Origin of the sequence: Altererythrobacter sp. B11 (assembly GCF_003569745.1) — a bacterium.
Classification (GTDB): domain Bacteria; phylum Pseudomonadota; class Alphaproteobacteria; order Sphingomonadales; family Sphingomonadaceae; genus Croceibacterium_C.
The window spans coordinates 3670048-3696937 of sequence record NZ_AP018498.1; the positions used below are offsets into that span (position 1 = coordinate 3670048).

At 66.2% G+C, this 26890-nt stretch carries 22 protein-coding genes and 1 tRNA gene; 14 read left to right on the plus strand and 9 right to left on the minus strand.

Annotated elements, in window-relative coordinates:
• Nucleotide 1: 1 nt before the first annotated feature.
• From AEB_RS17175 to AEB_RS17190, 4 genes are all read left to right on the plus strand, one after another.
• Nucleotides 2-1462, plus strand: a complete 1461-nt coding sequence (locus AEB_RS17175; RefSeq protein WP_231958808.1) for a sulfatase family protein — start codon at nt 2-4, stop codon at nt 1460-1462.
• 13 nt (nt 1463-1475) lie between these two features.
• Nucleotides 1476-3176 (plus strand): sulfatase family protein, encoded by a 1701-nt coding sequence (locus AEB_RS17180; protein WP_119084221.1) that lies wholly within the window; start codon nt 1476-1478, stop codon nt 3174-3176.
• Nucleotides 3173-5095: a sulfatase-like hydrolase/transferase gene (locus AEB_RS17185; RefSeq protein ID WP_119084222.1), complete on the plus strand. Its 1923-nt coding sequence runs from the start codon at nt 3173-3175 to the stop codon at nt 5093-5095. Before AEB_RS17180 ends, AEB_RS17185 begins: the two co-directional genes overlap by 4 nt.
• A gap of 68 nt (nt 5096-5163) precedes the next feature.
• Nucleotides 5164-6087 carry a formylglycine-generating enzyme family protein gene (locus AEB_RS17190; RefSeq protein WP_119084223.1) on the plus strand — a complete coding sequence of 308 codons (924 nt, stop codon included), beginning with the start codon at nt 5164-5166 and terminating at the stop codon, nt 6085-6087.
• On the opposite strand, the gene AEB_RS17195 is transcribed toward AEB_RS17190, so the two are convergent.
• Nucleotides 6084-7151 (minus strand): LacI family DNA-binding transcriptional regulator, encoded by a 1068-nt coding sequence (locus AEB_RS17195; RefSeq protein ID WP_119084224.1) that lies wholly within the window; start codon nt 7149-7151, stop codon nt 6084-6086. The two genes, AEB_RS17190 and AEB_RS17195, sit on opposite strands and share 4 nt — an antisense overlap.
• 290 nt (nt 7152-7441) lie before the next feature.
• On the opposite strand from AEB_RS17195, the gene AEB_RS17200 reads away from it, so the two are divergent.
• The gene (locus AEB_RS17200; protein ID WP_119084225.1) at nt 7442-8815 is read left to right on the plus strand and encodes a sulfatase-like hydrolase/transferase; all 1374 of its coding nucleotides are present in this window, start codon (nt 7442-7444) and stop codon (nt 8813-8815) included.
• 150 nt (nt 8816-8965) lie between these two features.
• Here AEB_RS17200 and AEB_RS17205 read toward each other — a convergent pair whose 3' ends face one another.
• The 4 genes from AEB_RS17205 to AEB_RS17220 form a co-directional block, all read right to left on the minus strand.
• On the minus strand, nt 8966-12190 hold the full coding sequence (locus tag AEB_RS17205; protein ID WP_119084736.1) for an efflux RND transporter permease subunit: 3225 nt from the start codon (nt 12188-12190) through the stop codon (nt 8966-8968).
• A gap of 58 nt (nt 12191-12248) precedes the next feature.
• The gene (locus AEB_RS17210) at nt 12249-13358 is read right to left on the minus strand and encodes an efflux RND transporter periplasmic adaptor subunit (protein WP_231958809.1); all 1110 of its coding nucleotides are present in this window, start codon (nt 13356-13358) and stop codon (nt 12249-12251) included.
• Nucleotides 13359-13384: 26 nt separating this feature from the next.
• Nucleotides 13385-14500 carry a TolC family protein gene (locus AEB_RS17215; protein WP_119084227.1) on the minus strand — a complete coding sequence of 372 codons (1116 nt, stop codon included), beginning with the start codon at nt 14498-14500 and terminating at the stop codon, nt 13385-13387.
• Nucleotides 14501-14999: 499 nt separating this feature from the next.
• Entirely contained in the window at nt 15000-15905 is a 906-nt protein-coding gene (locus AEB_RS17220; RefSeq protein WP_119084228.1) for a LysR family transcriptional regulator, read from the minus strand.
• A gap of 88 nt (nt 15906-15993) precedes the next feature.
• On the opposite strand from AEB_RS17220, the gene AEB_RS17225 reads away from it, so the two are divergent.
• Both AEB_RS17225 and AEB_RS17230 read left to right on the plus strand, forming a co-directional pair.
• Nucleotides 15994-17028: an aldo/keto reductase gene (locus tag AEB_RS17225; protein ID WP_119084229.1), complete on the plus strand. Its 1035-nt coding sequence runs from the start codon at nt 15994-15996 to the stop codon at nt 17026-17028.
• Nucleotides 17029-17042: 14 nt separating this feature from the next.
• Nucleotides 17043-18224, plus strand: a complete 1182-nt coding sequence (locus tag AEB_RS17230; RefSeq protein ID WP_119084737.1) for an MFS transporter — start codon at nt 17043-17045, stop codon at nt 18222-18224.
• 185 nt (nt 18225-18409) lie between these two features.
• On the opposite strand, the gene AEB_RS17235 is transcribed toward AEB_RS17230, so the two are convergent.
• A tRNA-Ser gene (locus tag AEB_RS17235) sits at nt 18410-18500 on the minus strand.
• A 94-nt stretch (nt 18501-18594) separates the two neighbouring features.
• On the opposite strand from AEB_RS17235, the gene AEB_RS17240 reads away from it, so the two are divergent.
• From AEB_RS17240 to AEB_RS17250, 3 genes are read left to right on the plus strand one after another with little or no spacing between them, the layout of a single operon-like run.
• Nucleotides 18595-18999 carry a metallopeptidase family protein gene (locus AEB_RS17240; protein WP_119084230.1) on the plus strand — a complete coding sequence of 135 codons (405 nt, stop codon included), beginning with the start codon at nt 18595-18597 and terminating at the stop codon, nt 18997-18999.
• A 15-nt stretch (nt 19000-19014) separates the two neighbouring features.
• Nucleotides 19015-19965 (plus strand): peptidylprolyl isomerase, encoded by a 951-nt coding sequence (locus AEB_RS17245; protein ID WP_119084231.1) that lies wholly within the window; start codon nt 19015-19017, stop codon nt 19963-19965.
• Nucleotides 19962-20288, plus strand: a complete 327-nt coding sequence (locus AEB_RS17250) for a DUF1905 domain-containing protein (RefSeq protein ID WP_119084232.1) — start codon at nt 19962-19964, stop codon at nt 20286-20288. The genes AEB_RS17245 and AEB_RS17250 overlap by 4 nt, the downstream gene beginning before the upstream one ends.
• Here AEB_RS17250 and AEB_RS17255 read toward each other — a convergent pair.
• Nucleotides 20285-22366, minus strand: coding sequence for a RelA/SpoT family protein (locus tag AEB_RS17255; RefSeq protein ID WP_119084233.1), 2082 nt, complete (start codon nt 22364-22366; stop codon nt 20285-20287). The genes AEB_RS17250 and AEB_RS17255 overlap by 4 nt on opposite strands.
• A gap of 176 nt (nt 22367-22542) precedes the next feature.
• Between AEB_RS17255 and AEB_RS17260 the strand changes: the two genes are divergently transcribed.
• The 3 genes from AEB_RS17260 to arsB are packed head-to-tail and all read left to right on the plus strand — an operon-like array spanning nt 22543 to nt 24381.
• Nucleotides 22543-22872, plus strand: coding sequence for an ArsR/SmtB family transcription factor (locus AEB_RS17260; protein WP_119084738.1), 330 nt, complete (start codon nt 22543-22545; stop codon nt 22870-22872).
• 13 nt (nt 22873-22885) lie between these two features.
• A complete protein-coding gene (gene arsC, locus AEB_RS17265; protein WP_119084234.1) occupies nt 22886-23314 on the plus strand; it encodes an arsenate reductase (glutaredoxin) in 429 nt (142 codons plus the stop codon).
• On the plus strand, nt 23314-24381 hold the full coding sequence (gene arsB, locus AEB_RS17270; protein ID WP_172593152.1) for an ACR3 family arsenite efflux transporter: 1068 nt from the start codon (nt 23314-23316) through the stop codon (nt 24379-24381). Before arsC ends, arsB begins: the two co-directional genes overlap by 1 nt.
• A gap of 50 nt (nt 24382-24431) precedes the next feature.
• Here arsB and AEB_RS17275 read toward each other — a convergent pair whose 3' ends face one another.
• Together AEB_RS17275 and AEB_RS17280 are read right to left on the minus strand one after the other, a co-directional pair.
• Nucleotides 24432-25631: a hypothetical protein gene (locus tag AEB_RS17275; protein ID WP_119084235.1), complete on the minus strand. Its 1200-nt coding sequence runs from the start codon at nt 25629-25631 to the stop codon at nt 24432-24434.
• A gap of 95 nt (nt 25632-25726) precedes the next feature.
• The gene (locus AEB_RS17280) at nt 25727-26287 is read right to left on the minus strand and encodes a CHAP domain-containing protein (RefSeq protein ID WP_231958810.1); all 561 of its coding nucleotides are present in this window, start codon (nt 26285-26287) and stop codon (nt 25727-25729) included.
• A gap of 217 nt (nt 26288-26504) precedes the next feature.
• On the opposite strand from AEB_RS17280, the gene AEB_RS18240 reads away from it, so the two are divergent.
• A complete protein-coding gene (locus tag AEB_RS18240; RefSeq protein ID WP_172593153.1) occupies nt 26505-26888 on the plus strand; it encodes a MerC domain-containing protein in 384 nt (127 codons plus the stop codon).
• The last annotated feature ends 2 nt before the right edge of the window (nt 26889-26890 follow it).

A 26890-nucleotide genomic window follows, 5' to 3' on the forward strand; every position in this document is an offset into this window, starting at 1 on the left:
CATGCTGCGCCCCACCCTGTGCACGCTTCTAGTCGGCACGGCGGCGCTCGGCCTCTCGGCCTGCGCCGCCCACCCGCCTGCTTCCCCCCCGCGAGCCGAAGCGCCCGTTGCGCAGCGACCCAACGTAGTGGTGATCCTGGTCGACGACCTCGACTGGGCCGATGTCTCCACCTACGGGCGCGCTGACGTTCCCACTCCCAACATCGACCGGATCGCGAAGGCCGGGGTCGCCTTCTCGGACGGCTATGTCGCGGCCTCGGTGTGCGCAGTTTCGCGCGCTGCCTTGCTGACAGGAAAGATGCCGCAGACCTTCGGCTTCACCTACAACATCAATGACCAGGGCAACGAAGGCGCAGGCCTGCCGGTGGACCAGCCCACGCTGGCTTCGCGCCTCAAGCCGCTGGGCTACCGAACAGCTGCGATCGGCAAGTGGCACCAGGGGGCCGAGCCGCAGTTCTACCCGACCAATCGCGGCTTCGACGAGTTCTTCGGCTTCCTGGCGGGAGAGACCGTCTACGTTGATCCGGATACGCCCGGCATCGTGACCACGCCGACGCGCAACGAGAAGTATTCGCTCGACCAGCGTCGCGGCAATGGGGTCATCGTGGAAGGGCCCGAAGCGCGGGTGGTGCACAATTTCGACAAGTACCTCACATACGAAATCACCGATCACGCCATCGACTTCATCGGTCGCGCCGCGGACGGCGATGCGCCGTTTTTCGCCTATGTCGCCTACAACGCGCCGCACTGGCCGATGCAGGTGCCGCAGGAATGGTACGATCGCTTCGCCCATATCAAGGATCCGGTGCGCCGCACCTATTTGGCGATGATCGCCGCGATGGACGACGGGGTCGGCCAGATCCTCGACACGCTCGAGACCAAGGGCGTGTTCGACAACACCATCGTCGTATTCCTTTCGGACAATGGCTGCCCGGAGCGCTTCGGCTTCTGCAATCCCGACCACCCGTGGGGCGCGGGCAAGTTTACCTATCTGGAGGGCGGCGTGCGCGTGCCCTTCGTGATGAGCTGGCCTGCGGGCATGCGGCCGCAGGGCATCGTCGACACGCCGGTCAGCGCGATCGACATCGTGCCCACGGTTCTGGGCGCGATGGACGCCGGTGCTCCCCTGCCGTCGGGCGTAACAGGCAGGAGCCTCGTCGCCAGCGCCACGCACGCTCCGGCAGAGCCGCGCCTGCTCGTCTTTGGTCAGGAGCCGGTCTACGCTGCGCGGCTCGGCCCGATGAAATTGTGGCGCAGCGAAGATTGGGACGAGACCGCGCTCTACGACCTGTCGCAGGACATCGCGGAGAGCAACGACCTTTCCACCACCGACCCGGCCACCCGCGCGGCGCTCACCAAGGCGATCGAGGACTGGCGCGCGAGCCTGCCGCCGCCTCGCTGGCCGCTCCGCACGACGACAGAAGTGACGATCAACGGCCATCGCACCGAGATGGTCTACTAGGAGAGTGCGTGTGATGTCTTGTTTGCGAACAACCCTCCTGAGCGCCGCCGCGATTGCCCTCGCATTGCCGCTGGCGCCGTTCACGCCGGCGGCGGCACAGGATAGCGCTCCGGCCAGCTCCCCCGTCCAGCAGGGCCCGCGAAACATCATCTTCGTGCTGGTGGACGACCTGCGTTATGACGGCATGGGGTTTCTCCAGCCGCAACTCTCGACGCCCAATATCGACCGCATGGCGCGCGAGGGGACATACTTTCCCAACGCGGTCGTCACCTCCTCGCTATGTTCGCCCAGCCGCGCGACCATCCTGACCGGCATGAGCCCGCGCAATCATCTGGTGGTGGACAACAACAACTCGAGCGAGGAGGGCCTGACCTTCTTCCCCCGCTACCTGCAACAGGCCGGCTACCAGACCGCCTTCGTCGGCAAGTGGCACATGGGCGACGACACCGACACGCCGCGGCCCGGCTTCGACCGCTGGATCAGCTTCCGCGGCCAGGGCAGCTACTGGCCGGCCGATCCGTCGACGGGTGGCGAGGGTACGATGCTCAATGTCGACGGGGAGCATGTCCCGCAAAAGGGTTACATCACCGACGAACTGACCGACTACGCGCTCGACTGGCTGGAACACGGGCGCGAACAGGACAAGCCCTTCTTTCTCTACCTCAGCCACAAAGCCGTCCATTCGGACCCGCTGCCCCCGCCGCGCCACGCGGGGCAATACGCCGACGCCACCTTCCCCTTGCCCGCCAGCGCGGCCAACACGCCCGAAAACTATGCGGGCAAGCCGCGCTGGGTCTACGACCAGCGCAACACCTGGCACGGGATCGACTTCTTCTACAACGCCGACATCCCGATGGGCGACTATCTGAAATACTACTACGGCGCCCTGTCGGCGGTGGACGACAGCCTCGGGCGCATCATGGCGTATCTGCGCGAGCACGGCCTCGAAGAGGATACGCTGGTCGTGTTCACCTCCGACAACGGCTTCCAGATCGGGGAGCACGGGCTGATCGACAAGCGCAACGCCTACGAGGCATCGGTCCGCGTGCCGCTGCTGGTGTGGGAGCCCGGCACCGTCCCGGCGGGCGCGGTGAACGAGGGGCGCGTCCGGAATCTTGACTTCGCCCCCACCTTTCTTGCCAGCGCGGGCGTCGCCCCACCGCCTCAGTTCGAGGGCACCAGCGCGTGGCAGCTATGGGACGGCGCACTGCCCGCGAGCAAATGGAAGCCGGGCGATTTCATCTACGAGTATTACTGGGAATACAATTTCCCGCACACGCCCACCACGTTCGCCATCACGCGCGACAACATGAAGTATATTCAGTACTACGGCGTTTACGATCGCGACGAACTCTACAACCTCGCAACCGATCCGGATGAAATGCACAATCTGGCCGACGACAGCGCGTTCGACGCGACCAAGCAGGAGCTTCGCGCTGCGCTGTTCGCGGAGCTCACCAACGCGGACGGGAAGCACATGATCCCTTACATGCAGCGCCAGTCTATCGGCGCGGTGCGACGCCTGGCCGGCGGCACCCGCGCGGCCGATTTTCCCGACGACTGGTACATAGGGGCCAATCCAGGCGATCGCTTCGACGGCATCATTCCCGACAGCCCAGCGAAGACTGCGGCGCATGCCGAGGGGCGTGCGCTGATCCCCACGCCGCCACTGCGCGAGGTGATCGAGCAGGCGGAAAAGGAGGGCGGAGAGTGAGCGCCCGCAATGCCTTACCGCTTTCGCGCCGCCGCGCGCTGTGCACCTTTGCCGGGCTGGCGGCGGCCGGCGCCGCGCGCGCGCAGGTCCCCGCTAGCGACGCGCCCCGCCCCAACATCCTGTGGCTGGTGAGCGAAGACAACAATCCCTTCATCGGCTGCTACGGCGACCCGATAGCGCACACGCCGACGATCGACGGGCTGGCGGCCGAGGGCTTGCTTTATCGCAATGTCTATTCGAATGCGCCGGTCTGCGCGCCATCGCGCTTCGGCATTTTGACCGGAGTCTATCCCGAAAGCTGCTCGCCTGCGCACCAGATGCGGGCCGAGGCGGTGCTGCCAGCCGAGTTCCGCACCTATCCCGAGCTGCTGCGGGCAGCGGGCTGGTTCTGCACCAACAACGCCAAGACCGATTACAACTGCACGGTCGATCCGAATACGATCTGGGATGAGCAGGGTGACGAAGCGCACTGGAAGAACCGTCCCGACGGGCAACCGTTCATGAGCGTGTTCAACTTCATGGTCTCGCATGAATCGCGGATCTTCCAGCCGGTCGACGGGCGAGTGACGCCAGACATGGTACGGCTGCCGGCCTACCTCCCCGACACGCCCGACATTCGCCGCGACTACGCCACCTATTACAACCTGGTGGAGCAGATGGACGGGCAGGTGGGCGAGAAACTCGCCGAGCTCGAGGCGGCCGGACTCGCGGAAGACACCATCGTCTTCTACTATTCCGACAATGGCGGGGTCCTGCCTCGCTCCAAGCGCTACTGCTACGATGAGGGGCTGCGCTGCGCGATGGTGGTTCGCGTACCCGAGAAGTGGCGGCACTGGATGCCCGCGGGGCCGGGAAGCGAGATTGCGGCGCCCGTCAGTCTCATCGACCTGGCGCCCACTTTGCTCTCGCTTGCCGGTATCAGCCAGCCGCCACAGATGCGCGGACATGCCCTCCTCGGACCGGCGAGTCCGGGGCCGCAGCCATACGCTTTCGGCATGCGCAACCGGATGGACGAGCGGATCGACTTTACCCGTACCGCGACCGACGGGCGCTGGCGCTACATTCGCAATTACATGCCGCATCGCCCATGGGGGCAACACGGGGCCTTCGAATGGCTCGCGAAGGGTTATCAATCCTGGGAGCGCGAGCATCTGGCGGGCCGGCTCAATCCCGTGCAGGATCGCTTCTTCCACACCAAGCCGTACGAGGAGCTCTACGATCTTGAAAGCGACCCCGACCAGGTCAACGACTTGGCCGGCAAGGCAGCGCATGCCGACATGCTCGCCAAGCTGTCAGCCGCGCTCGACGAGCAAATGATCGCCATTCACGACAACGGCTTCTTGCCCGAGACGATGGCCGGCGAAGGCTATGCGGCGAGCCGCGACCCGGCACTGTACCCGCTCCGGCAGCTGATGGAGGTGGGTGCCAAGGCCGCCCGGAGAGACGCGCGCGCGCGAGACGAGTTCGCCGCGCTGCTGGATACCAAGGTGGAAGTGCTGCGCTATTGGGGCGCGATGGGCCTGCTGCTGATCGGCGAGGACGCTGAGCCGGCCAAGGCGGCGCTGCAGGCCGCCCTGGCCGGTGACGAAAGCCCGCATGTGCGCATCGTCGCTGCCGAGGCGCTGGCGCGGCTGGGAGAAGATGAGGCCGCGGTTCCGGCGCTGGTGTCGCTAGCCGGGGAAGACCTGCCCTGGCAGGTGCGCCTGTACGCCATCAATTCGCTCACGTTCCTCGGGGACAAGGCCAGGCCCGCGCTTGGACTCGCGCAGCGCATGGCAGCGGAGGAGGACCAGGAATACTTGCGCAGCGCCGGACGCTACCTCTCGCTCCAGCTGACCGGCGAGTACACACCCGAGACACCCGTTTTCGACTTTGCGCACATGATGAAAACGGCGCGTCGCGGCGGAGGTGGAGCCTGATGGGCAGCGCGCCACTCAAGCGTCGATCAGGTCGCGCCCGGGCGCAGGGTGCAGAGGCGCCCGAGGGGATGGTGCGAATCGAGGGTGGTACCTTCGCGATGGGATCGGACGATTTCTACCCCGAGGAGCAGCCGGTCCGGCGGATCAAGGTGGACAGCTTTTGGATCGATGCCGAGCCCGTCACCAACCGCCGCTTCGCGCGTTTCGTGGAGGAGACCGGCCACATCACCCTTGCCGAGATCGCGCCCGATCCGAAGGACTACCCGGGCATGTTGCCTGAGATGGCGCAACCGGGCTCGCTCGTCTTCACCAGCAGCGAGGGCCCTGTCGACCTGGCGAATCCGGCAAACTGGTGGCGCTTCGTCTTCGGCGCCGACTGGCGCCATCCGCTCGGCCCCGACAGCGATATCGAGGGGCTGGAGGATCACCCTGTGGTCCACGTCGCCCATGCCGACTGTAAGGCTTACGCGGCCTGGGCGGGCAAGGACTTGCCGACCGAAGCCGAGTGGGAATACGCAGCGCGAGGCGGGCTGGCGGGCACCGCCTATGCTTGGGGCGACCAGCTGGCCCCCGAGGGCAAGATGCTCGCCAATTACTGGCAGGGCCCCTTCCCGCACGGCAACGACCTCAGCGATGGCTGGGAACGCACCTCCCCGGTGGGGACCTACCCGGCAAACGGCTATGGCCTGTTCGACATGATCGGCAATACCTGGGAATGGACGGCTGACTGGTGGAGCCTCCACCAGCCGATCACGAAGGAGCGGGCGGGCGCCTGCTGCACCATCTCCAACCCTCGCGGCGGCGTGTTGCGGCACAGTTTCGATCCTGCGCAGCCGGGCGTGCGAATCGGCCGCAAGGTTCTCAAAGGTGGCTCCCACCTGTGTGCCGAGAGCTACTGCCGCCGCTATCGGCCCGCCGCGCGGCACCCGGAGATGATCGACACCAGCACCAGCCACATCGGCTTTCGCTGCGTGCGGCGCGACAGGCGCTAGCCCTGCCCGCGTCCGTGCGGGGGCGCGACAACCGAGGACCGTTCCACCAGGTGGTAGTCCAGCTTGTGCAGTTCGGGCCCGTTGACCGGTCTCTTGCGGTCGAGCAGCAGACGCACGGCGGTGGCGGCCATGTCAGCGATCGGCTGCGCAACGGTGGTGAGGTAGGGCCACACCGAGCGCGCCACCCAGCTGTCGTCGAAACCGACCACCGAGATGTCGTCGGGCACGGTCAGGCCAGCCTGGGCACAGGCCACCATCACGCCAGCCGCCATGTCGTCATTCGTGGCGAAGATGGCGGTGGGGCGGTCGTCATGCGAAAGCAGCCTGGCGCCTCCCGCGATACCGCCGGCGAATTGAAACTCACCCGACGCCTCGGCCACGGTCGCCTGTGGCGCCAGTTCCACCAGCCGGCCAAGGAATCCCGCGCGGCGCCTGCGCGACGCGCTGTGCCTGCTCGGTCCGTTGACGATGCCGAAGGACCTATGCCCGAGGTCCCACATATACTGGGCCACGCGCCCGCCCGCTTCCTCGTCGTCGATATAGACGCCAGGCGAACGGTTGCTGGTGTCAGCCGGTGCAATCCGCACGTAGCGCACGCCCAGATTGTCGAAGTGGTCGAGCACCATCGGCTCATCGGTCAGCGGCGGGGTGAGCACGAAACCGTCAGTGCGGCTGTTGCGGAAAATTGCATCGAGCTGCGCCCGCACCAAGGCGGGTTCAAGCGAGGAGTCCATGTGGTCGATGCGCAGATGGTATCCGCTGCTGAGACAGGCGCGATAAGCGCCCTCGATGATGCCCATCGTGTAGTTGGGACTTGGATTGTCGAACAGCACACCCACGGTGAAGGTGCGCCCCCCTCCTAGCGAACGGGCGGCCGTATCGGGTACGTAGTCGAGCCGGCGGATCGCATCCTCGACCTTGCCGCGCAGCGCCGGCGAGACGTGCGGCTCGTCATTGATAACCCGGGAGACCGTTTTGAGAGAGACACCGGCGAGATCCGCCACATCGATCATGCGGGCAGGTCCGGTGCGCTTGTGTGAGGACGCGTCTGGCGGCACGTTCATCGAAATCTGCTTTCCACTCCCCCTTCCAGCCCGGACTTTCCGAGCAGGAATTCGCTTTCCGCCGAACCTAGACACGATTGCATTTTAGTCAAAGATCGACCGGCGGCATTACCCGCGCGCACCAACAACAGGTCGCGCTCGGCATACGGCAGCCGGATCCTGCGCCTCTCCCTTGACCCCCGTCGCCATGAGAGGCGCTATTGCATTGATCTTGACGCTATGCCGGGTATGACAGTGTTGTCAAAACAAACGATCACGCCCTTGCGGCTTGATCTTCGGGGATGAGGGACATGGTCAGAATCGCTCGGCGGAGCCTGCTACGCGCGGCCGCTACAAGTGCCGTACTGCTGCCCGGCGCAGCACTCGCCACCACGCGAGGGGAGCGCCCCAATTTTGTCGTCTTCTACGTCGACGACCTCGGCTACGGAGACATCGAACCCACCGGCGGCACGACCATCCGCACGCCCAACCTGTCGCGGCTTGCCCGGCAGGGATCGGTGCTGACCGATTACTATGCGCCGGCGACCTTGTGTACGCCGTCGCGTGCGGGCTACCTGACGGGACGCTACCCGATCCGCACCGGCCTCGCACGCGGGGTCATCATGCAGAACGAAAAGCGCGGGCTGCCGCTGGCGGAGACGACCATCGCCGAAGCGCTGCGGCCGGCCTACGCAACCGCGCTCATAGGCAAATGGCATCTGGGCAATCCGGGCACGGAGGCCTGGCCGCCGAGCAAACACGGCTTCGACCTGTTCTACGGCATCCAGTACAGCCACGACATGTCACCGCTGAGCCTATGGGAGGATACGGGCGACCGACTTGAGGAAATGCCGGTCGACTACGTGCAGCTGCAGCAGCAATTCGCCAATCGTGCCGAGCGCTTTATCGAGGATCATGCAGAACAGCCGTTCTTCCTCACCCTAGCGTTGAGCCAGCCGCATCTGCCGAATTACCCCCCCGAACCGTTCGCCGGCCAGTCGCGCGCGGGCGCATACGGCGATGCCGTCGCGGAGGTCGACGCGATCGTCGGCCGGATCATGGACAGGCTCGAGGCGCTCGGCCTCTCCCGCCGCACGATGGTGGTGTTCACCTCCGACAACGGCCCATGGTTCGAAGGTTCACCGGGCCCGCTGCGCGAGCGCAAGGGCGGCGGCGCCTATGACGGTGCCTCGCGGGTGCCGCTGATCGTCAGCCAGCCGGGTACGATCCCGCATGGGCGCCGCTGCGACTCCATCGCCATGGGTATCGACTGGCTGCCAACGCTGTGCGCGATGGGCGGCATGTCCCCGCCCGCCGGCGTCGAGCTCGACGGGCGGGACCTGACCGAGGTGCTCCTCCGCAGCGCCGCCTCGCCCCACGAGGAATTGCTCCTGTTCAACGATGAGGATGTCGTCGGCCTGCGCACGCAGCACTGGAAGTATCTCGATGCCGTCTATTACCGCAATCTGATGATGCCCATGCGCGGGCGCGGCTATCCGCAGCTTTACGATACGAGGATGGTGGGCGAGGACTACTCGGTAGCCTCGCTCCACCCGGACGTGGTCGCCGCCATGCAGGCCCGTCTGCGTGCGGCGCAAGAGCGCTTCGCGCCGTTGCGTAGCGGCCCCTCCTCCGTCCTCGACATCCCACCCTCGGCGCACGTCCCCGAGATGTGGCGCGACTGATGCGCGGCCCTGCGGCTCCGGCGCGTGATGGCTCGGCCGCCAACCAGGACGAGGCCCGGATAGCCCGGATGGACCTCGTCCGGCACTTCGCCAGGCGCGAGCGAAGCCGCACGGACGTTCATTGAAGGCGGAAGGAGATACTCGTCGTAATTACGATGTCTCCTTGCGATACCATCGTGCTGGATCGTGCAATGGTGGGCTGTAGCTACGCAGCAGTACCAGCCGGGCAATCGCGGGCAGAATGAAGAGCGTGAGCGCGGTCGCGGTGACCAGTCCGCCGATTACGACCGTCGCCAGCGGGCGTTGCACCTCAGCGCCAGTATCGGTTGCAAGGGCCATGGGCACGAACCCGAGCGAGGCGACCAATGCGGTCATCAGCACTGGACGCAGCCTCTGCAACGCACCGTCGGAGATCGCGTCGTCGAGCGACATGCCCCTGTCCAGGCGCTGGCGTATCGCCGTCATCATCACGAGCCCGTTCAACACCGCGACGCCCGAGAGGGCGATGAAGCCCACTGCGGCGGACACCGAAAATGGCATTCCCCTCAGGGCGAGGGCGAAGACCCCGCCCGCCAGCGCCATCGGGATCGCACTGAAGACCGCAAGCGCCGGAATCCAACCGCCCAGCGCCATGAACAGCAGCAGCAGCACCAGCGCGAAGCAGACCGGAACCACGAGAGCGAGCCTCGCCTGCGCGGCCTGAAGGTTCTGGTATTGCCCACCCCATTCGATGAAGGACGCGGCGGGCAGTTCGACGCTCTCGGAGACGCGGGCGCGGGCCTCCTCCACGAACGAACCGAGATCGCGCTCGCGCACGTTCGCCGATACGATCACCAGCCGGCGACCCTGCTCACGCCGAACTTCGGCGAGACCATCGACCACCTGGAAATCCGCCAGCGTGCGGAGCGGAACCGTGACCCCGCCTTCCAGAACGATGGGCAGGGCGCCGAGCTGATCGAACTCGTCGCGGGTCGCGTCCTCGAGCCGCACGACGACGTCGAAGCGGCGGTCACCCTCGAACACCAGTCCGGCAGGGCGACCGCCCAGCGCGATGGCCACGGATTGTGCAACATCCTCCACGGTCAGGCCGTAGCGAGCGATCATCGGACGATCGAAGACGATGTCGAGCGTCGGGAAGCCCGTAACCTGCTGGACCTTGACGTCAGCAGCACCCTCCACTCCCCGTAGTACCTCCGCGACTTCATCCGCCGACCGGGTCAGCACGGTCAGGTCGTCGCCGTAGAGCTTGACTGCAACGTCACCGCGGACCCCCGCGATCAGCTCGTTGAAACGCAGTTCGATGGGTTGGCTGAACTCGTAGAGGTTGCCGACCAGACCGCTCAGCGATTCCTCCATCTGCGCGACGAGTTCGTCCTTGGGCAGGTCGGGATCGGGCCATTCCTCGCGCGGCTTCAGGATGACGTAAGCGTCGGAGGCGTTCGGCGGCATCGGATCGCTCGCCACCTCCGCCGTCCCCGTGCGGGAGAAGACCAGCTCCACCTGTGGGAATTGCTCGATCCTGTCCTCCACCCGGCGCTGCATGGCGAGTGAGCGTTCGAGCGAGGTCGAGGGAATCCGCAGTGATTGCACCGCGATATCCCGTTCGTCGAGCTGGGGCGTGAACTCACTGCCGAGGAAGGTGAACACGAAACCCGCCAGGGCGAAAAGCCCGGCACCCGCTCCGATCACGGGCCATGGCCGCGCGATCGCGCGGCGCACCGCCGGGCCATAGCATTCCTTCAGGACCCGGACTGGCTTTACCTCCTTCTCGGTCAGCCTGCGATTGAGGAGCACTGCGATCATCGCCGGAACGAAGGTCAGCGACAGCACGAAGGCCGAGGCGAGCGCCAGCATGACCGTGATAGCCATCGGCGAGAACGTCTTGCCCTCGATACCCGTGAAGGTAAGAAGCGGAGCATAGACGAGCAGGATGATCGCCTGGCCGTAGACGGTCGGCTTGATCATCTCTTGCGCGGCCATTCGCGTTTCGGTCAACCGCTCGCCGAGGCTTAGCAGTCGGCCCTCGCGGTGCTGTCTGGCGGCAAGCCGCGCGACGCTGTTCTCGACGATGATGACAGCGCCATCGACTATGAGGCCGAAGTCCAGCGCCCCCAGGCTCATCAAATTGCCCGAAACGCCCAGCCTGTTCATGCCCACGGCGGCCATCAGCATGGATATCGGAATGACCAGCGCGGCAATGATCGCTGCACGGATGCTGCCGAGCAGCAGGAACAGCACGGCGATCACCAGCAGCGCGCCCTCGACAAGGTTCTTCTCCACCGTGGCAATGGTCGCATCCACGAGTGACGACCGGTTGTAGACGATCTCGGCGACCACGCCGGCAGGCAGGGAGGCGCGCACTTCGTCCAGCCGCTCGGCAGATCCCGCAGCCACGGTCCGGCTGTTCTCGCCGCTTCGCATCAGGACGGTGCCCACGACCGCCTCCTCGCCATTGAGAGAAGCGGCGCCGGTCCGCAGATCGCCCCCGATGCGCACCGTCGCGACATCTGCGATGCGGATCGGAACGCCCCCACGGGTGGCGATGACGGCCTGCTCGATGTCTTGCGTGCCGCCAAGCCGCGCATCCACGCGAACGAGAAGCGCCTCCCCGGCACGATCGACGAAGTTGGCGCCCACGGCGAGGTTCGCCGCTTCCAATGCCTCGATCAGGGAATCGAACGACAGGCCATAGCCGGTGAGACGGGCGGGATCGGGCTGAACGAGGAACTGTTTCTCGTAGCCACCGATCGAATCCACGCCGGCAACGCCATCGATGGAGCGCATGAGCGGAGCCACCACCCAGTCCTGCACCGTGCGCAAATAGGCGGCCCTGGCGACCTCGGTATCCAGACGGTCACCCCGCTCCGTGATGAAGCTCCCGTCCGCTTGCCAGCCTGTTCGCCCTCCCTTCGGCGCTCCGCGGCCTGCCGGATACTCGTATTCGATCGTATACATCAGCACTTCGCCGAGACCGGTAGAAATCGGCCCCATCGTGGGTTCTGCTCCTTCTGGCAGCGATGCTCCGATCGGTGCCAGCCGTTCGTTCACCTGCTGGCGCGCGAAGTAGATGTCGGTGCCTTCCTCGAAGATCGCGGTGACCTGGCTGAAGCCATTGCGCGAGATGGAGCGGGTCATCTCGAGCCCCTCGATCCCCGCCAGACCGGTCTCGATCGGGAAGGTCACCTGCGTCTCGACCTGCGAGGGGGAGAGCGCCGGGGCGCTGGTGTTGATCTGCACCTGCGTGTTGGTGATGTCCGGCACCGCATCGATCGGCAGGCGCAGGAGATTCATGGTGCCGTACATCGCGGCGAAGGCGGTGAGGACGATGACCGCCCAGCGGAACCGCACGGCGATGTCGAGGATCGCCCCGATCAGGCCCGGGCGATGGCTGCCAGTGTCAGAGTGGGTCTCCGCTGTGGGTGCGGGTTCTGCCTCAGTGCCCATGGTTCGCGCCCTCCTTCTCCAGTTCCGCCTTGAGCAGGAAGGCGTTACCGGTGGCGATGCGCCATCCCTCCTCCAGGCCAGAGAGGATCGTCACCTGCCCTGCGGACCGGATCCCGACCTTGACCTCGCGAGCCCGGAAACCGCTCGTGGTGCGGACGAACACGACATCTCGTCCTTCGAGAACCTGGACGGCGTCCTCGGGAACGGTGGTGCGGTTGCGATCCACCTCGCCTGCAGGCGTGATCCGCGCCTGCAGGAACGCGCCCGGCTGAAGACCCGGAACCCCGCGCGAGAGCGACAGAACCGCGGTGGCACTGCGGCTTTCCGGATCGAGCGAGGGAGTGACCGAACGCACCTGGGCCCCGATCTCGCGACCATCGCCGACGATCAGCACGGCCTCGTCGCCAGGTTGGATGCGGGAGGCTTCGGCCGAAGGCAGTGCCACTTCGACCTGCAGGCCGTTCGGATCCACTACGCGATAAAGTTCCTCGCCTGTATCCACGAAAGCCCCGAGCACGATCGGTGCGGCCGTGACCCTTCCGGACAGCGGTGAGGTCACGGCCAGCGAAAGGCCATCACCACTTACGCCAGCCGCGGCGACCGCGGCCTGCGCCCGCTGCAATTCCGAGCGTGCCACACTGAGATTTGCCTGCGCGGCCTCAAGATCCTGGCGGGCCGTGACATTCGCTTCGAACAGGCGTCGTTCGCGATCGTAGGCGGCGGACAGCTCGGTGACCCGGGTGCGCGCCGTGCTGAGCTGCGATGCGAGAGCAGCGGCATCGGCGCTCTCAATACGGGCAACCGTCTCGCCGCGTGAAACATAGTCGCCCAGCGTCTTACCCACCGAGCGGACCACCCCCGAGGCGCGGGCGTCGATACGTGCGGAAGCCGTCGGGCTCGCCGCGACCGTTGCCGGGAAGACGAGTTCCACAGCAGTTCCGGCCCGCACGGTTGCCAGCTCTATCCCGGCCTCCCTGATTTGCTCCTCGCTCAGTGTGACCACCCCCTCGGGTGTCGCGGTGCCGGCTGCCTCCTGCGCATGGTCGCTGACCTCGGGGGTCGGCCAGAAGATCAGCGCCAGGGCACCGATCGCGGTCACGGCGAGGATCGCCAGCTTTGTTCGTGTCAGATGCGGACGAGGCGCAGCGCCTCCTCCGCCTGCGGGAGCGATGTCTGCGACAGAGTCTCGACACGCGCTCCGGCACCAAGATACCTCGCCCGGGCCGTGGCGACGGATTGCTCGTGATCCACGCGCGCAACGGCTTCGCGCGCGTTCGCCGCGCGCAATCGGGCTTCCGCAGCCGCGATATTGCCCTGGTTCCGATCGCGAAAGGGAAGAGGAATCGACACGCCGATCAGGAATGCGTTGTCACCGCTCTCCTCGAAACGCCGCACGCCTGCAGAGACCGTGGGATCCGGCGTACCCAAGCTTCGCTGCCGCTCGATCTCCGCCGCTGCGGCCGCGCTCTCAGCACGCGCAACCCGATAGTTAAGGCTTTCCGTTGCTGGGGACATCAATGGCTCGGGCGGGATGATGTTCGGAAAGTCGGCCGGAACTAGCGGCGCCTCGGATGAAGCCCACAGCGCGGCGAGCGCCGTACGGGCCGACAGACTCTCTGCCTTGGCCTCCACCAGACGCGCCCGCGCCTCCGCCAGTGCTGCGTCCGCGCGCAGAGCGCGCAGGGGCGGCTCACGCCCCACTTCGACCAGGACACCGCCTATGCGCGCGAGTTCCTCGCCTCGCGCAACCACATCCTCAGCGAGTTCCACACGAGCGGCTGCGGCAACAGCAAGCAGGTAGCGCTCGCGCACCAATTGGCCCAGTTCCGCCTCGGTCAGCTCAGCTCTGAGAGAGGCCAGTTCTGCCTGGGCCTCGGCCGCGCCGACCCGTGCAGAGCGCTTTCCGCCGAGTTCCAAGCGCTGGCCGACAGAGAGCGTATACTCGGTCGACTGGAGGCCGGAGAACGCGCCGCTGCCGGCAACGTTCTCGACTTCGAAGGACACCTCGGGATTGGGCCTGAGGCGAGCCTGGTCGACAAGAGCCGCCGCCGCCTCGGATTCTGCGCGGGGGCCCAGGAGGCGGGGATTGGTGACTCGGGTATCGGCCTGTTCGGCAACCCCGCTAAGTTCAAGGGCATCGTCGAGCGTGACGAGACGCGGGTCCTGCGCACTGGCAGGTCCCGTGGACAGGGCGAGTATCAGCCCCCCGAAGGGGACCGCTCGCCAAGAAATGGCGAACATGGATGGGAGTTCCTCTGCTGACGTTCAGATCGGCGTCGGAAAAAGATCCGGCGCGCGGCGAACGTCAGTCGCGAGGAGGGGGTGTGGCCAGTTCCGCCAGACCGGAATCGAACCAGGGTTGGTCTGCCGCATGGAGCACGGTCACAACCGAGCCCGGGGCAAAGGATTTAAAGGACGTGCCGACGGCATGCGATGCATGATGGCAATGACCATGTGCACAGACGCCATGCTTCTCCAGTTCCCGCCCTTCATCCCCAGATTCGTCATGCTGCTCCAGGAGGGACGCTACCGTGGGCTCGTCGGCGCATTCGGCGGCTTCCGCTACCGGCGCCCAGAGGACACCGAGTGCAGTGCACAGCGTGAGTAGCTGCAATAGCAAAGTGCGGGCACAACGCCGAAACATGCAAAACGCGCTAGCAGCTGACCGGCGAAAACAACACTTGAAAAGTAGCACTCTGCCGTAGTTTGGCGAAGGCCACAGGCGAAAACTGAGGCTATCCTAACGCATATTCGCGCTCAGGAAGTCGACGAATACGCGCACGCGTGCCGGGAGGTTGGCGCCGCCGACGAATACCGCATTGATCTGTTCAACGTCGCCCGGGTTAAAATCCTCCAGCAAAGCCACAAGTTCGCCGCTCGCGATCTCGTTAGCGACGCTGAACGCGCCGACGCGCGCTATGCCGACGCCCTGCGCGGCCAGCTGGCCCAGCGTCTCGCCATTATTCGCCTCGATGCTTCCCTTCATGGCGAGGCTGAACTCCTCGCCATCGCGCATGAACGGCCAGACCGGCTCGCTGCGGCGAAAGTTGAAATTCAGGCAATTGTGCCCGTGCAGATCTTCCGGCACGCGCGGGGTACCGGCACGGGCCAGGTAATCGGGCGAGGCGACGATGACGCGGCGGCTTTCGCCCAGTCTACGCGCGGTCAGGGCGCTATCGGCAAGCGGGCCGAAGCGGATCGCCACATCGGCCTGCCCCGCCGCCACGTCGACCAGAGCGTCGGTCAGGGCGATGTCGACCAGAATATGCGCATAGGCCTGTGCGAAGCGGCCGAGCAAGGGCACGACGCAGAGCCGCCCGTGCGACAGGGCCGCGCTAATCCGCAGGCGTCCGCGCGGCACGCCCTGATCGGCGATCTGCTGCTCACTATCGTCAAGATCGGCAAGGATGCGGCGCGCGGCCTGGAGGTAGGCGAGGCCCTCCGCGGTCGGCGTGAGCGCCCGCGTCGAGCGGAGCAACAACCTGACGCCAAGCCGCGCCTCGATCCTGTCGACAGTGCGGCTGACCGCCGAGGGCGTCAGGCCGAGGGCACGGCCGGCTGCGGAAAAACTCCCCCTGTCGATCGCCGCGACGAATATCTCCATGGCGCGCGCTCGATCGCCGCCCTCCGCTATTTTTGCGCTCATCGCAAAGATCCTTGGCCCGGACGCGCACTACAATAGCAGTTCTCCCTCGTCCATCTATGCGTTGAAATCGCAATAGAAGAGGTCGATCATGGATTATCGCCAAGTGGGGGGTTCGGGCTTGCGCGTGCCGGCCTTGAGTTTCGGCGCGGGGACCTTCGGCGGCAAGGGTCGGCTGTTCAGCGCCTGGGGGCAGAGCGACGCTGCCGAGGCACGCCGCTTGATCGATATCTGCCTCGATGCAGGCGTAACCCTGTTCGACACGGCCGACGTCTATTCCAATGGCGCGTCGGAAGAGGTGCTGGGTGCAGCGATCAAAGGCCGGCGCGACGCGGTCATGATCTCCACGAAGACCGGCCTGCCGATGGGCGATGGCCCGCAGGATTGGGGCGCGTCCCGTGCAAGGCTGATCCGCGCGGTCGACGCCTCGCTGCACCGCCTGGGCACGGACCATATCGATCTGCTGCAGCTTCATGCATTTGATGCGCATACACCGGTGGAAGAGGTGATGGGCACGCTCGACATGCTGATTGCGGCGGGCAAGCTGCGCTATGCCGGCGTCTCCAACTATCCGGGCTGGCAGGTGATGAAAGCCCAGGCCGCAGCAGACCGCCATGGCTGGCCGCGCCTTGTCGCCCATCAGGTCTATTATTCCCTGATCGGGCGGGCATATGAGTGGGATCTGATGCCGCTCGCGGCCGATCAGGGGATCGGAGCGCTGGTGTGGAGCCCGCTCGGCTGGGGACGGCTGACGGGCAGGATCGGGCGCGACCGGCCGATCCCGCCGGGCAGCCGCCTGCACGAGACGGAGCAGTTCGCACCCCCCGTCGCGGAAGATCATCTCTATCGTGTGATTGACGCGCTGGAGGCGGTCGCGAACGAAACAGGAAGGTCGGTGCCGCAAATCGCGATCAACTGGCTACTGGGTCGGCCGACCGTCTCCTCCGTCATCATCGGCGCGCGGAACGAGGCGCAGCTGCGCGACAATCTGGGGGCTATCGGCTGGACCCTGACCCCCGAACAGACGGCCCTGCTCGACGCGGCAAGCGCCGTCGTGCCGCCTTATCCACATACACCCTATCGTCAGCAGGATGGCTTCGCCCTGCTCAATCCCCCCATGGTCTGAGCGGAGTGAACGCCTTGAAACTGAATCCCGGCCTCGTTGCCCTTTCGATCGGCGCGTTCGGTATCGGCGTGACCGAGTTTGCCCCGATGGGCCTGCTGCCGGTCATCGCCGGCGATCTCGGCGTGTCGATCCCGACCGCAGGGCTGCTCATCAGTGCCTATGCACTCGGCGTGATGCTCGGCGCGCCGCTGATGACCCTGACCACAGGCCGGGTGCCGCGCCGCACGCTGCTCATCGCGCTCGCCGCCATCTTCACCCTTGGCAACCTGCTAGCCGCGATCTCGACCGGATATGGAATGCTGCTGGCAGCCAGGCTCCTCACCTCGCTCAATCACGGCGCCTTCTTCGGCGTGGGGTCGATCGTCGCCGCCAGCCTGGTGCCGCCGGAGCGTAAGGCCGGCGCGGTCGCCGCGATGTTCATGGGGCTGACCATCGCCAATGTCGTCGGCGTACCACTCGCCACCTTGGCGGGCGAGCATCTGGGCTGGCGGATGTCGTTCTGGGGAATTGCCGGACTGGGCGTTGCGACCATGGTTGCGCTGCGGCTGACCCTGCCCGGAATGCCCGCGCCCGACGGCGGCAACGCCCTCGCCGAACTGCGCGTGCTGAAGCGCGGTTCCGTGCTCGCCGCACTGGCGCTCACCGTCATCGGATCGAGTGCGATGTTCACCGTGTTCACCTATATCGCGCCGATCCTGCGCGCGGAAACGCATGCCTCGCTCGGCTTCGTGACCGCGATGCTCGTGACCTATGGCGTCGGGCTGACGGTGGGCAACTGGCTGGGCGGAATCTTCGCGGACCGCTCGGTCGATCGCACCTTGATGGTGACGCTAGCGGGGCTGGCGCTGGTTCTCGTCGCCTTCGCCGTCCTGATGCCGTTCTCTGCGCCCACCGCGATCCTCGTCTTCCTGTGGGGCGTGGCCAGCTTCGCGCTCGTCCCGCCGCTTCAGGTCCGGGTGATGACCGCTGCAGCCGAAGCGCCCAATCTGGCTTCGGCCGTCAATATCGGCGCATTCAACCTCGGCAACGCAATTGGCGCCGGGATCGGTGGCGGCGTGATCGCTGCGGGGCTCGGTTACCGCGCCGTGGCGCTGGCCGGGGCCGTCGCAGCTGTCATCGGCCTCGCGGCTGTCATGGCAGCTGTCTGGACATCCTCACGCTCCCAAAATCCGCATCGGAAGCCTTGCGAGGCTTGAGCGGATGAAGGGGATGTCCAAAGATCGGCGTGCAACGCCGACATAGCCGCCGTTCCGAAGTCGCGGCATTGCCGTTCTTCAGCACCCGCCCGGATCCAGCATGGACGCGAGGGGAGAGGAATTCGCCATAAGCCAAGGACATCCCTGGATTTCGTGGCCTAAATCAGATGTGGAGGTCGGGATTATGGCGGAGCGGGAGGGATTCGAACCCTCGATACGGTTTTGCCGTATACACACTTTCCAGGCGTGCGCCTTCGACCACTCGGCCACCGCTCCGCATGCCCTTTGGAGGGGCGCACCTAGCCGTGACGTGGCGCCAAGGCAAGCGGCTCGCTTGCGGTAATTGCGCCGCAGCCCTATCCGCTGGCGAATGACCCGTACTTTCGGCAAGGCGCCCACGGCGCAGGAGATCGAAGATCTGGCCCGCGCCGCCCTGGCGCAGCTGCCAGCGCAGTTCGCCGACCACCTGGGTGACGTGCTGCTGCAGGTGGAAGATTTCGCGGATGAGGACCTGCTCGCGGACCTCGGCCTCGACGATCCCTTCGAGCTGACGGGGGTGTACGAAGGCCTGCCGCTCGGCGCGAAGAGCATCGACCATTCCGGCACCATGCCCGACCGCATTCGCCTGTTCCGCATCCCGATCCTGGACGAATGGGCCATGCGCGGGGACGAGACGCTGGAGCATCTGGTGGCGCATGTGCTGATCCACGAGGTGGGCCATCATTTCGGCCTGTCGGACGAAGCGATGCATGCGCTTGAGGAAGCCGCGGGATAAGGGCAGGATCGGCGCATGAAGATGTTCGCGCCGGCCGCCGCCGCCCTCGCCCTGATGTCCGCCGCCGCCGCCGCGCAGGAGGCGCCGCTGACGCCGGATGCCGTAATCGCCGCCGCCCCCGCAGAGGAATGGCGGCCGATCGCCTCCACCGATCTGCTGGTGATGGACCTCGCCGCCGATGCGGCGGGTTCGCCCCGCCGCGTGGTGATCCAGCTGCTGCCCGCCCCGTTCAGCGCCGGCTGGACCAGCAATATTCGCCAGCTTGTGGCGGCGCGCTGGTGGGACGGGACCAGCGTCTATCGCGTGGTGGACAATTGGGTGGCGCAGTGGGGCGGTGATGAGGAAAAGCCGCTGCCGCCCGGCCTGATCGAAGTCCCAGAAGCCGCCTATGTCACCGCCACTGAGGCGGGGGATGCCGAAGGCCGCGACTTCGTGCTGACGCCGGAGCGGGAGGAGATCGTGGTCAACCGCTGGCTCGACCCTTACGCGGTCACCGGCTTCGTCGCCGGCTGGCCGGTCGGACTGGGCGAGGAAGACGGGCGCACGGCATGGCCGGTGCATTGCTATGGCGCCGTGGGCGTCGCGCGCGACCTTTCGCCGGACACGGGCAGCGGCAGCGAGCTGTATGCGGTGATCGGCCATGCCCCGCGTCAGCTCGATCGCAACATCGCCGTGGTCGGCCGCGTGATCGAGGGGATCGAGCATCTCGCCACCCTCCCGCGCGGACGCGGCGAGGCGGGCGTCTATGCCGATCCCGCGCGGCGCGTGCCGATCCTGTCCGTGCGCATGGCGAGCGACCTGCCCGAGGCGGAGCGGCCGAGCTTCGAATATCTCGATACCGCCAGCAAGAGCTTCGCCCGCTATCTGGGCCTGCGCGCGAACCGGAAGGACAGTTTCTACCAGGTGCCCGCAGGGGGCGTGGATGTGTGCAACGCGCCCGTGCCGATCCGCAAGGCGCCGGAATGAGCGCATCCGCCCTCCGCTTCCGGGCGCCGCTGCAGCGGTGGACCAATGAAGCGGAGAGCAGTTCCGTGGCCTTCGTCATCCTGCCGCCGGATGCGGGAGACGCGGTGGCGGGGCACGAGCTCATGCGGCGGCTGGAGCTGGGCAAGCGGCGCGGCTTCGGATCGGTGAAGGTCACCGCGCAGGTGGGCGAGACGAGCTGGAGCACCTCCGTCTTCCCGCAGAAGGGGCGGGAATCCTGGTTCATGGCGGTGAAGGCACCCGTCTGCCGTGCCGAGGGGCTGGAGGACGGCGAAGATGTCGAGATCGCGCTCGACCTGCTTTAGACGCGGTCCGCCTCCGCCACGGAATCGCTGGCGCGCAGCGCGCTGACGATCCGCGCCATATGGGCGAGATCCTGCACCTCCAGGTCGATGATATAGGTGTGAAACGGATCGTCCCGCTCGGTCAGTTCGAGGTTGATGACATTGGCGTGGTTGCGCGCGAGGATGCCGGCCATCTCGGCCAGCGTGCCGGGGCGATGATAAAGCACGACGCGCAGCCGCCCAACCGCACCCTGCGACCGTTCGCCCCACGAAAGATCGACCCAGTCCGCATCCACGCCATTGGCGAGTTCGAGACAGTCGATGGCGTGAACCTCCACCCCGCTGCCCTTGCGGCGCAGGCCGATGATCCGGTCGCCCGGCAGCGGGTGGCAGCATTCGGCGAGATCGAAGGCCATCCCAGGGGTCAGCCCCTTGATCGAGATCGCCTTCCCGCGCGCGGGTTCTTCCGGCAGGTCGGCCGTGCTGCCGGGCACCAGCGCTTCCATCACCTCGCGATCGGGCAGCTTGGCGGCGCCGATCGCGTGCATCAGGTCTTCCTCATCCTCCAGCTCCAGCCGTTCGAGCGCGGAGGCAATCGCCTTCTTGCCCACCTTCACTGGAATCTGCTCCACGATCTCGTCGAACAGCTTGCGGCCGATGGCGGCCACTTCCGCCCGTTCCTTGGCACGCACGGCGCGGCGGATGGAAGCGCGCGCCTTGCCGGTGACGACGAAGCCCAGCCAGCTCAGCTGCGGCTCCGCAGTGGCGCCCTTGATGATCTCCACCACATCGCCATTGTTCAGCGGCGTGCGCAGGGGCATGTGCCGCCCGTTGATCTTGGCGCCGACCGTCTGCGCGCCCAGATCGGTGTGGACGGCGAAGGCGAAATCGACCGGCGTTGCCCCCTTGGGCAGCTGGAACAGCGCGCCCTTGGGGGTGAAGGCGAAGATGCGATCCTGGTAGATCGCCAGCTTCGTATGCTCCAGCAGCTCTTCGGGATCCTGGCTGGCATCCACGATCTCGATCAGGTCGCGCAGCCAGCCCACCTGCCCGTCCGGCCGGTCACCCTGCTTGTAGGCCCAGTGCGCGGCCAGGCCGAACTCGTTGCGCCGGTGCATCTCGCGCGTGCGGATCTGCACCTCCACGCGCATGGACTTGCCATAGATCAGCGCGGTGTGGAGGCTGCGATAGCCATTGTTCTTGGGGGTGGAGATGTAATCCTTGAAGCGGCCGGGGACGAATTGCCACGCCTGGTGCAGCACGCCGATTGCGCGATAGCAGTCCTCCGCCGTCTCGGTAACGACGCGGAAGGCCATGATGTCAGAAATCTGTTCGAAGCTGACGTGCCGCTCCGCCATCTTGCGCCAGATGGAATAGGGGTGCTTTTCCCGGCCCCACACTTCCGCCCGTATGCCGGCATCCGACAGGGCGTGCTTGATTTCCAGCGCGATCGCATCGACCTGCCCGCCTTCCTGGCTGCGGATCTGGGCGAGCCGGCCGGTGATCGTGGCATAGGCTTCCGGCTCCAGCTGCTCGAAAGCCAGCAGCTGCATCTCGCGCATATATTCATACATGCCCACCCGCTCCGCCAGCGGGGCATAGATATCCATCGTCTCGCGGGCGATGCGGCGGCGCTTTTCCGGGCTGCGGATGAAATGCAGCGTGCGCATATTGTGCAGCCGGTCCGCCAGCTTCACCAGCAGCACGCGCAGATCCTCACTCATGGCGAGCAGAAACTTGCGCAGGTTTTCCGCCGCGCGCTCGTTCTCCGCCATCTGCTCGATCTTGGACAGCTTGGTCACGCCATCGACCAGCCGCGCCACCTTCGGCCCGAAATTCGCCTCGATATCCTCGATCGTGACGAGCGTATCTTCCACCGTGTCGTGCAGCAGGGCGGTGATGATGGTTTCCTGATCGAGCTTCAGGTCCGTCATCAGCCCCGCCACTTCGATCGGGTGGCTGAAATAGGGATCGCCCGATGCGCGCTTCTGCGCCCCGTGCTTCTGCACAGTGTAGACATAGGCGCGATTCAGCAGCCCCTCATCGGCGTCCGGGTCGTAGGCCTTGACCCTCTCAACAAGTTCGTACTGGCGCAGCATTGCACCCTGATGTGCGGATTGTTGCCTGATCGGCAAGGGGAAACCGGCTCGCAGGCGAAGTTTGTTGCGCCCAGCGCGACCGGGCGCCCCGCGGCCAGGCGGCTGAGCCTGGTCAATCCATCGGAAATTTCCGATGATAATTGACACCATTGCAATATATCGGGTATTTCCGATCCATGGACACGACAGAAGCCCTCGCCGCCCTTGCCGCTCTGGCCCATCCCACCCGGCTGGAAACCTATCGCAGTCTGGTGCGGCATGAGCCGGGCGGGCTCTCGACCGGGCAGCTGGTGGCGGAATCCGGCCTTAGCCAGAGCACCTTCTCCACCCATCTTGCGGTGCTGGTGAAGGCCGGGCTCGTGCGGTCGCAACGCCATGGCCGCAACTGGATACAGCGTGCCGATCTCGACGCGCTGCGTGCGCTGATGGTCTTTCTCGCGAAGGATTGCTGCCAGGGCCGCGCCGAACTGTGCGAGCCGCTGCTGTCCGATCTCGCCTGCTGCTGAACGGAAAAATCGCATGACCGAAGATGTCGTCATCTATCACAATCCCGATTGCGGCACCTCCCGCAACACGCTGGCGCTGATCCGCAACGCGGGCATCGAGCCGCATGTTGTCGAATATCTAAAGAGCCCGCCCTCTCGCGCCATGCTGGAGCAGCTGATCGCGCGCGCCGGGCTGACCGCACGCGGCCTGCTGCGCGAAAAGGGCACGCCCTATGCCGAACTCGGCCTGGCGGACGAGAGCCTGAGCGACGACGCACTGGTGGACGCGATGATGGCGCATCCCATCCTCATCAATCGTCCGCTGGTGGTGACGCGGCTCGGCGTTCGCCTGTGCCGGCCGTCCGAGGTGGTGCTGGAGATCCTGCCGCTTCCGCAGCGCGGGGCCTTTGCCAAGGAGGATGGCGAGCAGGTTGTGGACGCATCCGGCGGGCGGATCGGCTGATGGCGACACTGGCGTCCGAAACGGCGCGACCGGCCATGAGCCGCTTCGAACGCTATCTCAGCCTGTGGGTGGCGCTGTGCATTGTCGCAGGAATTGCCCTCGGCCATCTGCTGCCCGGTGCATTCGCCCTTGTCGCCTCCGCCGAGATCGCGCGGGTGAACCTGGTCGTCGCCGTCTGCGTCTGGCTGATGATCGTGCCCATGCTGCTGAAGATCGACTTCGCCGCGCTCGGCTCGGTCCGGCAGCACTGGAAGGGCGTGGGCGTCACGCTGTTCGTCAACTGGGCGGTCAAGCCCTTCTCCATGGCGGCATTGGGGACGTTCTTCCTCGGCTGGTTGTTCGCCCCGCTGCTGCCCGCGAACGAGATCCCCTCCTACATCGCCGGGCTGATCCTGCTGGCAGCCGCACCCTGCACCGCCATGGTGTTCGTCTGGTCCAATCTCTGCGATGGGGAGCCAGCCTACACGCTCAGCCAGGTCGCGCTCAACGATCTGCTGATGGTGTTCCTGTTCGCCCCGATCGTCGGCCTGCTGCTCGGCATCGCCTCGGTCGCTGTGCCGTGGGACACGCTGTTGCTGTCCGTGGGCCTCTACATCGTCGTGCCGGTGATCGCCGCGCAGGCCATCCGGCTCTCACTGCTCGCATCCGGCGGGCAAGCAGCGCTGGACCGCTTGCTCAGCCGGCTTGGCCCGGTCTCGCTGGTCGCACTGCTCGCCACGCTGGTGCTGCTGTTCGGGTTCCAGGGCGAGCAGATCGTCCGCGAACCCTTCGTCATCGCCTTGCTGGCAGTGCCGATCCTGTTCCAGGTCTATCTGAACGCCGGCCTCGCCTACTGGCTCTCTCGCCGGTTCGGCGTTGCCTGGTGCGTCGCCGCACCGGCTGCCTTGATCGGGGCCTCGAACTTCTTCGAGCTGGCCGTGGCGGCGGCGATATCCCTGTTCGGGCTTCAGTCGGGTGCGGCGCTCGCCACCGTCGTCGGCGTGCTGGTCGAAGTGCCGGTCATGCTCTCGGTCGTCGCCATCGTGAAGCGCACGCGCGGCTGGTACGAACAGACCGCCGCGGGCTGAATGCGGCACCCCGGCCCGCCATCAGGCAGGGCCGGAGTATCGCTCTTAGCTCAGCTGCCCGGGCGCGGGGGGCGCGGGCCGGTGCCCGGATCGTGGTCGAACGGCTGGGCGAAGCGATCGCGATCGTCCGGCGCGTTGGGATCGGCTTCACCCTTGGCCAGCGCGGCGCGATGCGCGCGCGAGGCGCTGATATAGTCGCGCGGCATGTGATTGCCTTCATGGCAGGCATATTCGAAGAACTGGTAATCGTCGTCGCGCGTCCATTCGATGCGCGTGGTCCACGGCTTGGTGTACACCTTGGGGTCGGAATAGGTCAGCTCATGCACGATGGTGTTCGGGCCGGTCATGGTCAGCCGCTCTACCGTCTTTGCTTCGGTGCTCATCGGGATCGTGTTGAACGGCGGCACCAACTGCGTCGCCATGTTGAGCGGCGATGCGGAGCGCTTCTGCGTGTCATGCGTGGCGCTGTCGCCCGACTTGATGTTGGTGGTCTCGATCACCAGCGTCTTGCCTTCCCAATGACCACGGCTGTCGCCCATCCAGGCTTCTACAGGGCCCGGCCAAGCGGGCTGGTCACCCAGCGGGATCACCCGCGTGCCGAGCATTTCGAGCGCGATCACCACATAGCCGGGAGACTGGAACACGCGGATGCCATTGTTGTAGCGGAACGGGTACATGGAGGCGGGGAAGCCGCGCGAGACGCAGCGATCCCAGCTGTCAAAATCGCTCAGCCAGTCATAGTCCTGCCCCGGCACCCAGCCAGAGCGGCCGGCCTTGTAGAGCGCTTCCCCTTCGGGCGTCAGCGGGGGCAGCTGTCCGTCCGCAGGGCTCACCAGCATGGAGGTACGCTTGCCGAAATTGCTCGTCTGGAACCATTCGGCCAGGCCTTCGGTACCCGGCGCGCCGATGCCGCTGTCGGACGCGGCGGCGAAACTGCCGTCATTGCCCTTCGCGGCTTCGACACGGCGGTTGAACTCCTCATCCGTCACCCAGAAACGGTTGCCATAGGCCTTGGGCCGCTGGAACAGGATGTGGCCTTCGTTGATCCGCTCGATCGGCCAGATGCCGCGGAAGTCCCAATCGCCCCACTCGGTTTTCTTGGGCGTATAATCCGTGGGCACCGGCGGCAGGACGGTGAGATCCGCCGGCCGTTCCTGCCCCCACAGCGTTGCGGGTGAAGCGAGCACGGCCAAGCTGGCAGCGGCGCATGCGCCCAGCACCAGGCGCGACGCGAAGCGACGATGTGACATTGTGTGAATCCTCTCCCTGCGGACTTTGTCAACTTGACTAGGACAAATCGGCCGGGGAGGCCAGCCCCGAAAGGGCAGAAGAGAACGGCGCGAACTCAGCCGTTCGAACCGCTCTCCTGCTGCGCCAGCGTTTCGCGTGCGGCCAGCGTGCCGGTGTGATCCTCCACCCCGCCATCGGCGTTCGTGTTCGGACCAGCATCGTCGCCATAGATGAAGCCGAAGGTGGGATTCACCCGCGTGCCAAGCTGGCCGCTGGGGCCCCACCATACGCGCACCGCGCTCCAGTCGCCGTCCTCCGACACGTCCTCCGCGAGCGCGGCGTGTTCGATGCGGCCCGGGCCGGACCAGTTGGCGTGGTCCAGCAGGATGCGGCGATCGTCTACCACCCGCTTCACCACCGCTACATGGCCCAGCGGCATGGCATCCGTGGGGCGAAACGCCAGCACGGCACCCGCGCGCGGCTGCGCCCCGCGATCATAGCGGCCTTCCGCCTTGCTCCACCACAGGCGCGCATTGCCATGAATGTCGATGCCCGACACCTGCCGCGCGTACGGCACGCACTGCAGATGCCCGGCCGCTGCGGGCTGGGCGAACAGGCCCACGGCCGCTATGGCGGGCACACAGCGGCGCAGCACCTGCGCGACCCATGTCGCCACTACCCCGGACTTCTTCGGGGCACAGGCACCCCGGCTCGCAAAAGCGTGCAGCATCTTCAAAGATTTCCCTCCGTCCGCCTTGAAAGGCCGCGCCAAGCGCCTAGCTGTGATACAATGTATCATTAGCGGTGCCACCCCCGGCACGGCCCTTTCGGCGTGGCACCGGCTCGGCTCGTCCCGAACCGGCGTCTGCCTCCAGACTCAGGAGTGCGCGATCATGAATTCACCGGCCTCGTCTGCCAGCCTGTCGCGACTCGACCGGCTGGGTATGGCGGTTTCCAGCCTCTGTCTGGTGCATTGCCTGGCGCTGCCGGTGTTGACTGCGCTGCTGCCCTTCTTCGCTGCCGAACTGCCGGGGGACGAATGGATTCACCCGCTGCTGCTGGGCCTCGCCCTGCCCGTAACAGGGCTGGCTTTGCTGCGGGGCTGGTTGCGCCATCGTCTCGCCCGGCCGGCCGCGCTCGGCGCCGCAGGTCTGGCGATCATCGCCAGCGCCCTGCTGGCGCCGCACGGCGTGGCGGAAAGCGCGCTGACCGTCGTCGGCGGGCTGCTGGTGGTATGGGCGCATGTGCTCAACTGGCGCGGGCACCGCGCCGGCTGAGC